The sequence below is a fragment of the Variovorax sp. 10L421 genome (assembly GCF_056395365.1).
Genome location: NZ_JBFTJJ010000002.1, coordinates 83,697 through 97,773 on the forward strand (window position 1 = coordinate 83,697; position 14,077 = coordinate 97,773).

14 protein-coding genes are annotated in these 14,077 nt (G+C 68.4%); 1 reads left to right on the forward strand and 13 read right to left on the reverse strand.

Annotated elements, in window-relative coordinates; translation table 11 throughout:
- Positions 1 to 104 precede the first annotated feature (104 nt).
- Positions 105 to 1,355: an efflux RND transporter periplasmic adaptor subunit gene (locus AC1DFC_RS04405; RefSeq protein WP_007837049.1), complete on the reverse strand. Its 1,251-nt coding sequence runs from the start codon at positions 1,353 to 1,355 to the stop codon at positions 105 to 107.
- A 147-nt stretch (positions 1,356 to 1,502) separates the two neighbouring features.
- On the reverse strand, positions 1,503 to 2,387 hold the full coding sequence (locus AC1DFC_RS04410) for an alpha/beta hydrolase (RefSeq protein ID WP_007837053.1): 885 nt from the start codon (positions 2,385 to 2,387) through the stop codon (positions 1,503 to 1,505).
- Between the two features lie 184 nt (positions 2,388 to 2,571).
- On the opposite strand from AC1DFC_RS04410, the gene AC1DFC_RS04415 reads away from it, so the two are divergent.
- Positions 2,572 to 3,486, forward strand: coding sequence for a LysR family transcriptional regulator (locus AC1DFC_RS04415; protein WP_007837054.1), 915 nt, complete (start codon positions 2,572 to 2,574; stop codon positions 3,484 to 3,486).
- 6 nt (positions 3,487 to 3,492) lie between these two features.
- On the opposite strand, the gene AC1DFC_RS04420 is transcribed toward AC1DFC_RS04415, so the two are convergent.
- The 11 genes from AC1DFC_RS04420 to cobO form a co-directional block, all read right to left on the reverse strand.
- Positions 3,493 to 3,954 carry an OsmC family protein gene (locus tag AC1DFC_RS04420; RefSeq protein WP_007837055.1) on the reverse strand — a complete coding sequence of 154 codons (462 nt, stop codon included), beginning with the start codon at positions 3,952 to 3,954 and terminating at the stop codon, positions 3,493 to 3,495.
- A 26-nt stretch (positions 3,955 to 3,980) separates the two neighbouring features.
- Positions 3,981 to 4,532, reverse strand: a complete 552-nt coding sequence (locus tag AC1DFC_RS04425; RefSeq protein WP_007837056.1) for a GNAT family N-acetyltransferase — start codon at positions 4,530 to 4,532, stop codon at positions 3,981 to 3,983.
- A 44-nt stretch (positions 4,533 to 4,576) separates the two neighbouring features.
- Positions 4,577 to 5,305, reverse strand: coding sequence for an LrgB family protein (locus AC1DFC_RS04430; protein ID WP_413335895.1), 729 nt, complete (start codon positions 5,303 to 5,305; stop codon positions 4,577 to 4,579).
- Entirely contained in the window at positions 5,302 to 5,655 is a 354-nt protein-coding gene (locus AC1DFC_RS04435) for a CidA/LrgA family protein (RefSeq protein ID WP_056592551.1), read from the reverse strand. The genes AC1DFC_RS04430 and AC1DFC_RS04435 overlap by 4 nt, the downstream gene beginning before the upstream one ends.
- Positions 5,656 to 5,677: 22 nt before the next feature.
- Positions 5,678 to 6,667, reverse strand: a complete 990-nt coding sequence (locus AC1DFC_RS04440) for an aminotransferase class I/II-fold pyridoxal phosphate-dependent enzyme (protein ID WP_478178713.1) — start codon at positions 6,665 to 6,667, stop codon at positions 5,678 to 5,680.
- On the reverse strand, positions 6,664 to 7,638 hold the full coding sequence (cbiB, locus tag AC1DFC_RS04445) for an adenosylcobinamide-phosphate synthase CbiB (protein WP_478178714.1): 975 nt from the start codon (positions 7,636 to 7,638) through the stop codon (positions 6,664 to 6,666). The genes AC1DFC_RS04440 and cbiB overlap by 4 nt, the downstream gene beginning before the upstream one ends.
- 21 nt (positions 7,639 to 7,659) lie before the next feature.
- Complete coding sequence (cobN, locus tag AC1DFC_RS04450) at positions 7,660 to 11,664, reverse strand: cobaltochelatase subunit CobN (RefSeq protein ID WP_478178715.1); 4,005 nt, start codon at positions 11,662 to 11,664, stop codon at positions 7,660 to 7,662.
- Positions 11,661 to 12,017 (reverse strand): DUF2149 domain-containing protein, encoded by a 357-nt coding sequence (locus AC1DFC_RS04455; protein WP_007837075.1) that lies wholly within the window; start codon positions 12,015 to 12,017, stop codon positions 11,661 to 11,663. The genes cobN and AC1DFC_RS04455 overlap by 4 nt, the downstream gene beginning before the upstream one ends.
- Complete coding sequence (locus tag AC1DFC_RS04460; RefSeq protein WP_413313887.1) at positions 12,014 to 12,487, reverse strand: MotA/TolQ/ExbB proton channel family protein; 474 nt, start codon at positions 12,485 to 12,487, stop codon at positions 12,014 to 12,016. The genes AC1DFC_RS04455 and AC1DFC_RS04460 overlap by 4 nt, the downstream gene beginning before the upstream one ends.
- Positions 12,487 to 13,173, reverse strand: a complete 687-nt coding sequence (gene bluB / locus AC1DFC_RS04465) for a 5,6-dimethylbenzimidazole synthase (protein WP_007837081.1) — start codon at positions 13,171 to 13,173, stop codon at positions 12,487 to 12,489. Before bluB ends, AC1DFC_RS04460 begins: the two co-directional genes overlap by 1 nt.
- A 276-nt stretch (positions 13,174 to 13,449) precedes the next feature.
- Positions 13,450 to 14,019 (reverse strand): cob(I)yrinic acid a,c-diamide adenosyltransferase, encoded by a 570-nt coding sequence (gene cobO / locus AC1DFC_RS04470; protein ID WP_007829710.1) that lies wholly within the window; start codon positions 14,017 to 14,019, stop codon positions 13,450 to 13,452.
- Positions 14,020 to 14,077: the final 58 nt, after the last annotated feature.

Sequence of the window (14,077 nt, forward strand, 5' to 3'; positions counted from 1 at the left end):
GGCTCCCATTTCAGGAACACCGCGGAACCGGCTTTGCCGGGCCGCTGGTGTTGCCCCCGCGAGGGGGTTGGCGGCTACACGAAGTGAGCAAGCCTGGGGGTGGTTCAAGATTTGGCCGCTTCCGCGACACGTTCCGGTTGTTGTTGCTTGGGGTCGGCCTTGGCGTCCATGGTCACTTGCTTCGGCGCCACCAGCGCACCCGGGCGGATGTGCTGCAGGCCGTTGACCACGACCTTGTCGCCGGCCTTCAGACCCTTGCTCACGACACGCAGCCCGTTGATCGACGCACCGAGCGTGACTTCGCGGTAGACCGCCTTGTTGTCTTCGCCCACGACCATCACGAACTTCTTGTTCTGGTCAGTGCCGATGGCGCGTTCGCTCACGAGAAGCGCGGTGTCGTTGCGGGCCTGTCCCATGCGGATGCGGGCGAACTGGCCGGGGATGAGCGCGCCGTCCTTGTTGTCGAACGAAGCACGCACGCGCACCGTGCCGCTCTTGGCATCGACCTGGTTGTCGATCAGCTGCAGCTTGCCGGTGAAGGGCGTGCCGTCGAGGCCGGCGGTGCCCATCTGCACGGGAATGCTCTCGATCTGGCCTCGGGCGCTGGAGCCGCTCGGCAGGTCTTTCAGGGCTCGCGTGATGACCTGCTCGTCGGCGTCGAAGCTCGCGTAGATCGGGCTCACCGACACCAGCGTGGTCAGCACCGGCGCACCGGGGCCCGCGGCGACGAGGTTGCCCACCGTCACTTCGAGCTTGCCGATGCGGCCCGACACCGGCGCGCGCACCTGGGTGTAGCCCAGGCTCAGGCGCGCGGTCTGCAGTTGGGCCTGGGCGGCGCGCAGGTTGGCATTGGCTTCGCTGCCGGCATTCACACGCTCGTCGTACTCGCGCTGGGCAATGGCCTTGTCGTCCCACAAGCGCTTGGCGCGCTCCTGCTCGCTGCGGCTGAACGACTGGCGGGCCTGCGCGGAGGCTACCTGCGCTTCGGCGCGCTCGACCTCGGCCGCGTACGGGGCGGGATCGATGGTGATCAGCAGATCGCCCTGCTTCACCAGTGCGCCTTCGCGAAAGTGCACCGACTGCACGGCGCCCGCGACGCGGGAGCGCACATCGACGCGCTGGACGGCTTCGAGCCGGCCCGAGAACTCGTCCCAGGCGTTGATCTCGCTGGACGCCACGGTGGCCACCGACACCGGGGTGGCCTGCGGCGCCGCCGGCGCGTTGTTGGCCTCGGCCTTGAAACTGTGCATGCCCAACACGGCGGCCGCCACGGCCAGCAATGCGGTAATGCCGGTCACGGCGGGCCACAGGCCCTTGCGGGCGACGGAAGACAGCTTTTTCTCGTTGTTCGACATGATGGTTCGTCCTTCTCGATGACTTCAGGGATGCAACAGGCCACCCCGGCGCTTTTGGCACCAGGCGGCGGAATTCAGAAAAAACAAGGCCCTCGCACGCTGCCGCGCTGGCGGCGTGTCGATCAGGCAGCCGGGATCGGCCGGGAACTAGCTGGGGTGGTTCGGCGCCGCACCCGGTGGCGTGGTCGCGCTGAAAAACTCGCGGAAGTGCTGCTGCACCGTGGCCTCACAGGCCACGCAACCCGTGTTCTCGGTGTCGTAGAGTGCCTTGGGCCAGTTGGAGGCACTGGGCAGCACGCTGCTCGTGACCTCGATGCCGGCGGCACGCAAGCGGCCGGCGAAGGTCAGCGCCTCGTCGCGCATGGCGTCGTCCTGGCCCACCAGCACCAGCGCAGGCGCCAGGGCCGACAGCCGCAGCGAACCGCTAGGCACCGCATAGGGATGGGTGGCGTTCGAGGGGCAGCTCAGGTACTTCTCCCAGCCGCTGGCCCAGCGGCATTCGGCCGCATCGCTGGTGGCCTTGCGCAACGAGGCGGTGCCGGCGCAGGGGTCGAGCATGGGCGACAGCAGGATCTGGCCGGCAACCGGCGGATGCGCCCGGTCGCGGGCGATCAGCGCCACCGCGGCCGCCAGGTTGCCGCCGGCTTCCTCGCCGGCCAGGTACACCTGCGCGCCTTTGCCGCCGAGCTTGGTGCGCTGCTTGTAGAGCCATTCGAGGGCGGCATAGCCCACCTCGATCGGCTCCGGGAACGGCGATTGGGGCGCCAGCGGATAGGCCACCGACACCACCACCGCCCCCGCGCCGGCCAGGAGCCGAGCCACGTTGCGGCCGTTGTCGAGATCGCCGCACACAAAGGTGCCGCCATGGAAATGCAGCACCAGCGGTGCGACTTCACCCTTGGCACGCTGGCCGTACACACGGGCACCGACCGGTTCGCGGCCGGGCAGCTCGATCGACAGATCGGCTTCCACGCCCTGTACCGCCGCACGGGCGGCGGCTTCGGCAGAGCGGGACGATGGAACGGGTGACATGGGCGACCTCAGGGAATTGGGCGATGGTTGAAATATAAGTCGCCCGGCGCAGCGTTGAAACAGGCAAGCCGGCCCTACTCTGTTTCCAAACCGATAACAATCGGGGCCACCCGCCAAGGGTTTGGCTGCTTGTGTGAGAATCCGCCTCCCCCGGTGTGGGCCGGGTACCCAGAACAGGCATTCAATGGATCAAATCCAGGCCATGCGGATCTTCGTCCGCGTCGTGGAAGCCGGCACATTCACCCGTGCGGCGGACTCTCTCGCCCTGCCCAAAGGCACGGTCACCAAACAGATCCAGGCGCTCGAATCGCGCCTGCGCGTGAAGCTGCTCAACCGCACCACGCGGCGCGTCACGGTCACACCCGACGGCGCGGCCTACTTCGAGCGAGCCGCGCGCCTTCTCAACGACTTCGACGACATGGAAGCCAGCATGACGAATGCGCAGGCCAACCCCACGGGGCGGCTGCGCATCGACGTCGGCACCTCGGTGGCAAGGCAGATCATCCTGCCTGCGCTGGCCAGCTTCTGCGACCGCTATCCTGATATCCAGGTCGACCTGGGGGTGAGCGACCGCACCGTCGACCTGATCAGCGACAACGTCGACTGCGTGATCCGCGCCGGCGAGCTCAACGACCAGTCGCTGGTGGCGCGGCGCATCGGCACGCTGCACTTCGTCACCGTGGCATCGCCGGCATACGTGAAGCGCTACGGCGTGCCGCAGCACCCGAGCGACATCGAGAAGCGCCACCACGTGGTGAGCTACTTCTCGGGCACCACGCGGCGCGTTTACCCGCACGAGTTCAGGAAGGGCGACGAACAGATCGAGCTGAACGGGCCCTACCGCGTGTCGGTGAACGAGAGCAACGCGCACATCACCGCGGTGCTGGGCGGCTTCGGCATCTCGCAGTGCATCACCTTCATGGCCGAGCCGCTGCTGGAAAGCGGCGAGCTCATCGAGCTGCTGCCCGATTGGCATCGCGACCCGTTGCCGATCCACGTGGTGTACCCGCCCAACCGCCACCTGAGCGCGAAGGTGCGCGCGTTCGTGGATTGGGCGGCGGAGCTGTTTGCCAAGAATCCGCGGCTGCAGCGCCGCTGAATCGGACTACACCGGCTCGCAGCGCACCTCGGTCTTCACCGAGTTGGCAATGAAGCATTCTTCATGCGCCCGGTGGTGCATCTGCTCGATCTGCTCGCGCGTAGGAATGTTCTCGCCCGAGAACGCCACCTCCGGTCGCAGCGTGACCACTGTCATCGCCATCTTGCCGTCGGCGTTCTTCTCCATCACGCCAGTGGCCGCGTCGAAGTAGCGGTCGACGATGAACCTGCGCTTCACGGCCATCGTGAGAAACCACAGCATGTGGCAGTTGGAAAGCGAGGCGACGAACATCTCCTCCGGATCGACCGCCGATGCATCCGACATCGGCAGCGGCACCACGTGCGGGGACGACGAGGCCGCCACTTCCGCCCCGCCGTCGAAGCGCAGCACATGCCTGCGGCTGTAGGTGTTGCCGAGAAAGTCCTGATCGCCCCGCTCCCAAAGGATTTCCGCGGTGTACTGGGCCATGGGTCGTGCTCCTTGCTCGAAAGATTTCAGAGATGGATGAAGTAGCGGTACTTGGTGAGGCTGCCCTGGCTGGGCAACGTGACGAAGGTCTCGGCCAGCATGCCGCCATGGGCCGTGATCACCTTCTGCGACGCGAAGTTGTCCGGGCTGGTCGTGATCTCGACGCGGCTCAGCCCCTCGCGCGCGGCCAGCGTCAGCATGGCGCCGAGTGCGCGCGTGGCGTAGCCCCTGCGCTGCTTCCACGGCACCACGTTGTAGCCGATGTGGCCCAGGCAGTAGATCGGCAAGGCGTCGGTGCCGGGCTGCCAGCGCAGGTCGATGCTGCCGCAAAACTCGCCGTCCCACATCCAGCACTTGTAGCCCGGCAGGCGCGGCACCTGCGTGCCGTCCGGCATGGTGATGGGCGCGCCCCTGGCCTCGCGGTCGACCAGGCTCGCGAGGAACAGGGCGGGGTCGGACTCGATCGCGGCGCGTTCCTCCGCGCCCGATTCGGGCCGCGTCTCGTCGCGCGACCAGCCCCTGTTCAACGCCGAGACGTAGCCGGCCAGGTAAGGCCTCGCGGGCCAGACGAGCTCCATCGGCCGGGGATCGGTGACGGGACGGGATCGGTACAACGGCACCTTCACACTCCCATCAGCTTGACGACGAGCGGCACCAGCAGTGCGGTCGCGATGCCGTTGAGCCCCATGGCCAGCGCGGAGAATGCGCCCGCCGTCTCGTTCACCTGGATCGCCCGCGCCGTGCCGATGCCATGCGCGGCAAGGCCGACCGCGAACCCGCGAACCGCGGGCTCCTTGATGCGCAGCAGGTTCAGCAGCCCCGTCGCCATGATCGCGCCCGAGATGCCGGCAATGGCCGCGGCCACCGCCGCCAGCGAGGGCAGCCCGCCGATCTTCTCGGCCACGCCCATGGCGATGGGCATGGTGGCCGACTTGGGCGCGAGCGACATCATCAGCTCGTGCGATCCGCCCAGCACCCACGCGATGCCGATGGCCGACACGATGGCCGCGACCGAGCCCACGAACAACGCCACGCCGATGGGCAGCCACAACCGCCGCAGCCGTCCGACCTGGCTGTAGAGCGGCACAGCCAGTGCCACGGTGGCGGGGCCGATCAGGAAGTGCACAAACTTCGCGCCTTCGAAATACGTGTCGTAGGGCGTGCGCGTGAGCAGCAGCACGCCGACGATGACGATCACCGAGACCAGCACCGGGTTGACCACCGGATTGCGTCCGCTGCGGGTGTGCAGCCACAGTGCGCCAAGATAGGCCAGCAGCGTGAGCGAAAGCCACAGCAGCGGCGACTGCGCGAGGAAGACCCAGATCTCGGAGAGCTTCGCGGGCGCTGTCATTCGGCGTCCTTGCCGGTGATGCGGATCATCCAGCGGAACGTGAGCGCGGTGACCGTCATGGTGAATGCCGCACCGGCGATGCCCGCCGCAAGGAAGGGCAGCCACTCGCGCCCCACGCGCTCGAAATGCAGCATGACGCCGGTCACGGCCGGGATGAACAACAGCATCAGGTTGCGCAGCAGGTGGCCCGAGGTGTCGGCCAGGACCTGTGGCACGCCGCGTCGCACCAGCAGGCCGGCGAACAGCAGCACCATGCCGATCAGCGGGCCGGGGATGGGCAGGCCGAGCCACTGCACGAGCAGTTCGCCGGCCAGTTGGCAGATAAAGAGCGTGGTGATGGCGTAGAGCATTTTTTCTCGCGGGTGTATGTGGTCAGGACGTGTTTGTCCAGGCCTGCTTCAGCGCCTGCTGGCTGGCCGGGGGCAATACGCCGAGGCGCACGTGGCCGGGAAGGCCGAAGGAGGTGCAGTCGCGCAGTTTGATGCCTTCGGTGCGCAGCGCGGCGGCCACGTCTGGGTACGGACGGTCGGTACGCGCGCAGAAGAAGTTGGCGTCGCTCGGGAGGCATTGCCAGCCGAGCGATTCGCAGACCGCGCGTTGTCGGTTTTTCCAGTCCCTCAGGGTCTGCAGGCTTTGGGCCAGCCAGCGTTGCGCTTCGTCGCCGGTCCAGGCCTCAAGCATCGCCACGCCGTGCGCGCCCAGCGGCCATGAAGGGGCCAGCCGTTCGATGCGTTGCACGAGGCTCGCATCGGCGTCTTCAGGGGCGACGGCGTAGGCGGCGCGGATGCCTGTCAGGCCCATGGCCTTGTTCGGTGTCCACAGCTGCCAGAGGCKGTCGCGCTGAGTGGCGTCGAGCGAAGCCTGGCCTTCGAGGCGCAACGGCTCATAGGCCAGGTCGAGCACACATGCGCCACCCGGGCTCGCAGCCAGCTGCGGCAGATCGGCTTGCGGCTGCCCCAGCGGGCTCGACGGTTCACAGCACCAGCGCAGCGCGGCGTCGCTGTACGCCTGAGGTGCACGAATCGTTTGCAAAACCCAGGCCTGCGCCGCACGCTCATAGTCGCCATAGCTGTGCGCCGGCAGCCAGACGCAACGACCACCGCCTTGTGCGACAGCGGCGCTGATGCGATGAATGAACTCGCTCGCGCTCGCCGCGATGACGATGCGTGCGGCCTTTACACCATGAAAGGCCGCAAGCCTGCTTCGAAGTGCCGTGTACTGCGGGTCCGGATAGCGAGCGGCGTCGACGACGCGCAACGCGGACAACACGGCCGGGCACGCGCCCACGGCATTGCCATTGGTCGAGAAGTCGTGCGGCGCGGCACCGGATGCATCGGGGCCGCCGTGCAGGACCGCGCTCATACCCACCTCCAGCCGGTCGTTGCCGCGATGGCCAGCGACGCGAACACGCCCAGCGCTGCGGCGGCGCGTCCGCCCAGTTGCGCAGTGCGTTGCATATCCGCCGCCGAAGGCGCACGCCCCTCGGCATTCAGCGCGTACACGCCCGGCTTGGCCAGCCGCACACCGAGCAGCAGCGCCATCGTCGCCATCGGCCAGCCGCTGTTGGGCGACGGCGTGCGTCGCGCCTCGCCGGACAGCCCCGTGGGCCAGCGCCACGCCGCCAGCGCCAGCAGCCCCACGGTGATGCGTGCCGGGATCCACGAGAGCAGATCGTCCGCGCGCGCGGCCCATTTGCCGAACCATGTCCAGTCGCGGCCGTTGCGCTCGCCGCGGTAGCCCCACATCGCATCGGCCGTGTTGGCGAAACGGTAGAGCGCCGCACCCGGCAGGCCGAGCAGCACGAACCAGAACACCGGGGCCACGAGCGAGTCGTTGAGGTTTTCGGCGAGCGATTCGATGGCGCTTTCGCGCACTTCGCGCTCACTGAGCCGGGAGACATCGCGGCTCACCAGTCGTGCCAGTTGCTTGCGTCCGGCATCGATCGACACGCTCAACGCCGCCTCGACCGCGAGCACTTCGTCGCGCAGCATGCGCCAGGCGAAAAGCGGCTTGAGCAGCAGGCCGAGCAGCAACGCGCCGGCCCACGCGGGCAGCGACAGCGCGATGAATGCCTGCATGGCCATGGCGACACCCCACACGGCCGCCGCACCCACGCACCATGTCAGCGCGCCGATGAAGAACATCGGCAGATCCACCGGCTTCGCCTGGTACGCATGCGGTGCAACGCTCGAACCGACCCAGCCGAGGTAGCGCCCCATCCACACGACGGGATGCAGGCGTGCAGGCGGCTCGCCCAGCCAATGGTCGATGGCCAGCGCGAGCCACAGCGCGGCGGTGGCCACGATGGCGTGCTCGGGATTCAGATAGGGCATGAGAGCCGCCATTCTCGCGAATCAGGCAGGCGCCCTGCCCCGGCGCCACTGCATCAGCGCGCCGAGTGCGACAAGCAGTGCGGCGCCCAACGCGACCCAGAGCCGAAGCACGACTGTCTCGGCCTTGGGCGATGGCGCGTCGGCGGGCGTGGGTTCGAGCTTGAGGCCGCTGACGGGCTGGGGACTATCGGGTGCAGGCCCAGTCGCCGGTGTTTGCACCGGCGCCGACGCTGGTGCAGCCACGACCACGGGCTCGACCGGCACGCTCGGCTTGTGCGAAGCCGCAGGCGGCGACAGCTCCGCCTGCGCGAACCGCTGCACACCCGCATTGCGCTCGCGCAGCCCGGTCGTGCGCACCGCCTCCTCATAGGCCCGCGCCAGCTCGCGCCGTGTGGCCGCATCCGGCTTCCAGTAATTCAGCCGCACCGCATCGAGCATGCGCTCCAGCGTCTGCGCGAAGGCTGCACGGTTGTCGCCTTCCAGCCATTCGCGCGTGCCCAGCTTGTATCTGTCGCGCACGTACACGTCGTGCAGCGACTGCCACTGGTCCTGCCGCACGGCCTGCGGCGCCGTGACCTGCCAGCCCCAGAGGAACTGCGCGGTCTTCAGCACCTGCAGCGTGCCGCTGTAGCCCTCGGCCTTCTGCGCCTCGACCCATTGCGGGTGCAGGTAGCGGGTCTGCATCTCGCGCGCGATGGCGCCTGCGGCCGTGTCGGTGCGCACCGCGCCGCTGTCGCGCAGGTTCTGCACGTACAGGGCCGGGTCCTTGCCGGTGAGCTGGCGCACCGCCTGCGCGATGCCGCCGAGGTACTGGAACGGATCGTCGTTGGTCAGCACGCCGTAGAGGTTGGAACTGCGCGCCATCAACGCCGCGTCGACCTGCATGAGATTGCCCGCATAGGCGCCAGGCCGCGCGGCGCCGTCGAGGCCCTTGCCGTAGGCGTGGCCCATGCGGTCCATGTAGAGCTGCGCCATCTGCGCGTCGCCGCCGCCGCGTTGCTGGCTCGCCCACACGTCGCTCGCAAGCGCGGCTTCCTCCAGCCCGGCGCCGTAGCTGCCCTGCTCGTTCGAGAACACGCGCGCCGTCGACCAGCGCTGCGCCTCTTGTGCTGTCGCGCCTTCCGCGCGGAGCTTGCGTGCCAGTGCCTCGCTGTGCTGCGCCACGGCGTTGCCCGATTCGTGCAGGGCCGCCACCTGCTGCACGGCCTCATCGAGCCAACGCATCGTGTTGGCAAACTGGTCGCGGTAGGAGCCGGTGACACTGATCAGCACATCGATGCGCGGCCGCTTCAGCACCGGCGCGGGAATCACCTCGATGCCCGCCATGCGCCCGCCCTCGTCCCAGCGCGGCTTCACGCCCATGGCGTAGAAGGCCTGGCTTTCCAGCACGCCCTGGTGGCGCGAGGCCTCGCCGGCCCAGAGCGTGAAGGCGATCTTTTCCGGCGGCTTGCCGGCATGGGACGTCGCGTGTTCGGCGATCCACGCGTCCATGGCGGCCACGCCCGTCTCCCACGCCGCGCGCGTCGGCATGCGGCTCGGGTCGAAGCCGTAGAGATTGCGGCCGGTCGGCAGGCTGTCCGGGTTGCGCACCGGGTCGCCGCCGTAGCTCGATTTCAGGTAGCGCCCATCGAGCGCGGTCAGCAGGCCTTCGATTTCCTCGTTGTGCGCGAGCACGGCGTCGAGCTTCTGCGCGCGTTCGGCCAGCAGCAGAAGACTTTGCTTCCCGGCGACGGTCTTTCCCATGGCGCTCGCAGTCTGCGCATCGACAAGCGCAAGCTCGACCCAGCGCGTGGGGCGCGAATCGGCAATGCGCTTCGCATCGATCAGGAAGGCCTCGTCGATGTCTTCGCCGAGCGCCTCGACCAGCGGCTTGCCGAGAATCTGCAGGATGGTCATGCGGCGGCGCTGCGCATCGGGCGCCTGACCGAAGGTCGCGAGACCCAACGGCTGCGCGGTCTGCGCGAGTTCGTCGAGGTACGGATGCAGCACGGCGACGAAGCCCGCGAAGTCCGCGCGAATGCGCGCGGGCGTCCAGCCGAGGTCGCGGTCGTAGTGCTGTTCGACGAACTCGGCCGCCAGCTGCTTTTCCATCGCGGTCTTCACAGGGCCGGGCGACAGCGTTTCCCAGTCGTGCATACGCTCGTGCATTTCCTGCACGCCGGGCCGGAAGCCGGCGGGCGCGAACATCGGTGTCGAATGGCTCACCATCGTCGCGCGGCCGCGGCGCTTGGCGGTGGTGGCTTCGCCGAGGTTGTCCATGATGAACGGATAGACGTTCGGCAGATCGCCCAGCGCGAGCAGCGGATCGTCCTGCACCGACAGCCCGCGCTCCTTGCCCGCCGACCATTCGAGCGTGCCGTGCGTGCCCACGTGCACCACGGCGCCGGCGCCGAACTGCGTGCGCAGCCAGAGGTAGGTGGCGAGGTAGCTGTGGCTCAGCGGCACGGCCGAGCGGTGGTAGACCTGCTCGGCCTTGCCCGCCACCTGCGTGCCGGGCTCGAAGCGCGGCGGCTGGCGCAGCACGACGACGTTGCCGAACTGGACGCGTGGAATCACGAAGGCCGGCTCGCCGGCAACGGGGCGCAGCATAGTCGATTTTTCGGGCGGGCCCCAGTAGGTTTCGATGCGGCGCTGCGTCTCCACGGGCAGCGCGCGAAACCAGGCGAGGTAACGCGACAGCGGCATCGCGTCGGCAAGGTTCCTGTCGAGCAGCGGCTGCAGTTCGTCACCCTGCCCCGTCGGGTAGTAGGCCTTCATCGCGGCCTGCACCTGCGCGATCAGCGCGTCGGCGCCCGGCTGCTCGGTGCGGTAGCCGGCCGACTTCATTGCCGCGAGCATGTTGCTCACGCTGCGCGGCACGTTGAGAAAGGACGCGCCGAAGTTCGCCTCGCCCGGCGGATAGTTGTAGACCAGCATCGCCACGTGGCGGTCCGCAGCCGGCGTGCACTGCAGGCGCAGCAGCACGGCGGCCTTGTCGGCCACGGCGTCGATCTGCGCGGGCAGCGGCTGCAGCGTGCCGGCCGCGGCATCGCGGGCGCTGACGAGCATCGGGTCGGTCATGCCTGCCAGCTCGCTCGGGCTGTAGTACGCAGCGATGTCGGTTTGCGAGAGGCCGTCTTTGCTCTGCGCCCATTGCGCGGCATCCATCGCCAGCGAGGGCAGCGTCTGCAGGACCGGCACGCCGATGCGCTCGAGCTCGGCCTTGCGCTCGTTGGGGCTGAACACCAGCGAGGCATTGACGATCGCATCGGCCACGTGCCGTTCACCGGCGTTCGTCATGCGGAAGAACAGGTCTTTCTGCTGGCGCGGGCCGTAGAAGGCATAGGCGCGCATGCCACGTCGTTCGAGCGAGGCGATCAGCGCGTCGAGCCAGCCGGTGTCGTCGCCCGTCACGGTGGCGCTGTTGACGGCGATGGCGACCGTGCCGCTGCCGGGCAGCCGTTCGATGGCGGCGATCTCGGTTTCGATACGGGGCCAGGCCGGGTGATAGAGGCCGGCCAGCGGCAGCGGCACGGCATCGGGCAGGCCAGCGAGATTGCCGGGCTGCGCCAGTGCCTTCATTGCCGCGTCGAGGTTGGCGGTACCGGCAAAGCGCCAGTACTCGCGCACCCGCTGCGCCCACGCCGCTTCGACACCGCGTTCGGCCAGCAGCGGCGCGGCGGCGGAGGTCTGCCCCTTGGCCACCAGCGCGAACTCGCCGATCAGCACATACGGCGCGGCGCTCTGCGCAATCGTGTCGCCGAAGCGTGCCGCCGCCGCCTGCGCGACGCTGATGTGCGGCGCATCGACGACGAGCAAACGCGCGCCTTCGAGCGCAGCGGCCAGCGTCCCGCGCGAATCTTGCGACGCCGACACCACCTGCAGCGGCAGCCCCGCCTCGCGCGCCGCGGCCTGCAACCGCACCACGCGCGCCGGGGACACCAGCGACGTGCTCAGCACCACGACGCGGGAAGGAGCCTGCTGCGCCTGGGCCGGCGAAAAGACGCCCAGCCCCACCATCAACAACCAGAAGAGGAATCGCGTCACTTCCCGTCCTGCGCCGGCACCGCATCGGCCGGCACATAAACCATCGTGCCGTCCTTCAGCCGCCATGCCGTGCCGGCCTTCTCGCCGTCGCCCTGCCCCGTCGCGCCGCTGGCCTTGAAGCGCGTGATCTTGCGGCCCTCGCGCGTGACGATCTCCATGTTCGGCTGGCCTTCGTTGCGGATGATCGTCACCTTGTCCTGCGCGAAAGGGTTCATCGGGTTGTTGATGACCGCGATCATCAGCATGCCGATCACCACCATGAACACGTCGATCAGGTTGATGGTCGAGAGCACCGGGTCGTCGTCGTCGCTGTCCAGGCTGCTCAGTATGGAAAACTGGCGACGACTGCTCATGACAGCCGGTCCCGCGCGTCGAGCACCGTCACCAGCTCGCGCATGAGCCAGCGGCGGCGCACGGTGTAGACCACGAAGGCGATCGAGGCCGAGGCCAGCGCCACGATCACGCTCGCGAACGCGGGCGCCAGGCTCTGCGCCACGCCCTGCGACTCGCCCGAGGCCACGGCCACGAGCGCGGGGCCCATCGGGATCATGGTGGCGATCAGCCCCAGCATCGGCGCCACGCGGCTGCACAGGCGCACGCCTTCGAGCTGCTTGAGCACGACCAGCTCCATCTGCTCCTGGCTGGCCTGCGCGTGGCGCTGCAGCACCAGCGCGCGCGACGGGTCGCGAAGCCGCTGCAGATACTCGATGCCGAACGCGCCGAGGCAGTACACGGCATAGACGAAAGACAGCAGCACGCCCAGCGTCACCGGCCAGAGGAACAGGCGCGCAAGCTCGAAGAGAACGGTATCGAAAGCCAGCATCAGATAGGCTCCACGGCAGGCGGTTGATCGAAAAGGTCCGAAGGCCGGCCCCAGCCTTCGTCGAACACCAGCGAAGCGAGCGGCTCGCGCTTCGCCCAGCGTTCGCGCTGCAGCATCGGCTCTTCGTAGAAGCCGTGCACGGGGCCCAGGCACAGCAGCGCAATGGGCTCGGCGCCTTCGGGCAGGCCGAGCAGCACCGACACCTCGGCCGGATCGAACAGCGACACCCAGCCCATGCCCAGCCCCTCGGCACGCGCCGCGAGCCAGAGGTTCTGGATGGCGCACGAGGCCGAAGCCAGGTCCATCTGCGGCAGCGTGCGGCGGCCGAACACATGCTTCTCGCGGCCGTCGGCCAGCGTCACCGCCAGCAGTTCGGCGGCGTCGAGCAGGCCCTGCACCTTGAGGCGCATGAATTCGTCTTCACGCTCGCCCAGGGCACGGGCCGTAAGCACGCGTTCCTGTTCGACGACGCGGTGCAATTCCTGCCGCAGCGCTTCGCCGCGAATGCGAATGAAACGCCAGGGCTGCATGAAGCCGACGCTGGGCGCGTGGTGTGCCGCATCGAGCAGCCGGCGCAGCACTTCGGGCTCGACCTGCCCGCCTGCGAAGTGGCGCATGTCGCGGCGTTCGTGGATGGCGCGGTAGACGGCCTGCGTCTCATCCTTTGGGAAGGCGTGATGCGTCATTCGGGGTGCGTGCACAGGCCACCGGGTACTCCCCTCCGCGAATGTCCCCCGGCTTCGCCTCCTCCTTTATTTCGCTGCGGGGAGCACCCGGCGCCCTGTGCACGAAGGGCGCTCTGCTCATGCCGGCAGTTCAACCGCTCTGCTGATCGATCACGCCGATGGGGTGCCTTGCGCAGCGAAATAAAGGAGGAGGCCGCAGGCCGGGGGACATTCGCGGAGCAAGGTACCCCGTCGGCGTGATCACGCCCCGAACGACGACGACGACAGCTATTCACCTCAGTCCTCGATGCCGCGCTGCGCCGGGATGCCCGCCTTGAAGGCATGCTTGACGAGCGTCATCTCGGTCACGGTATCGGCCAGCTCGATGATCTCCGGCGGGCAGCGCCGCCCCGTGAGGACCACATGCACATGCTTGGGCCGCGCTCGCAATGTTTCGAGCACGCCTTCGAGCGGTAGCCAGCCATAGATCAGCGGGTAGGTGATTTCGTCGAGCACCACGAGGAAGTGCTCGCCCGACAGGATCGCCGCCCTGGCCTTCTCCCAGCCGTCGCGCGCGAGCTGGCCCGAACGTTCGAGGTCCTGGCTCTTCCAGCTGAAGCCGTCGCCGAGGCCTTCGATCGGGATGCCGATCTGTTCGAACATGCGGTGCTCGCCGAAGCGCGCCGATGGCACCTTCATGAACTGGTAGATCTTCACGGCCTTGCCGCGGCCGTGCGCGCGCAGCGCAAGGCCGAAGGCCGCGGTGCTCTTGCCCTTGCCGTCGCCGGTGTTGACGATGACGAGGCCGCGGCGTTCGCCTTCGGGCTTCTCGTAGGGCTTCTCGCTGGGAGGGGCTTCTATTTGCATGGGTTCTCTTGTCAGTTTCGGGGCTGCTGTTTCGGGGTGTGCGCGCACCCCGAACAAC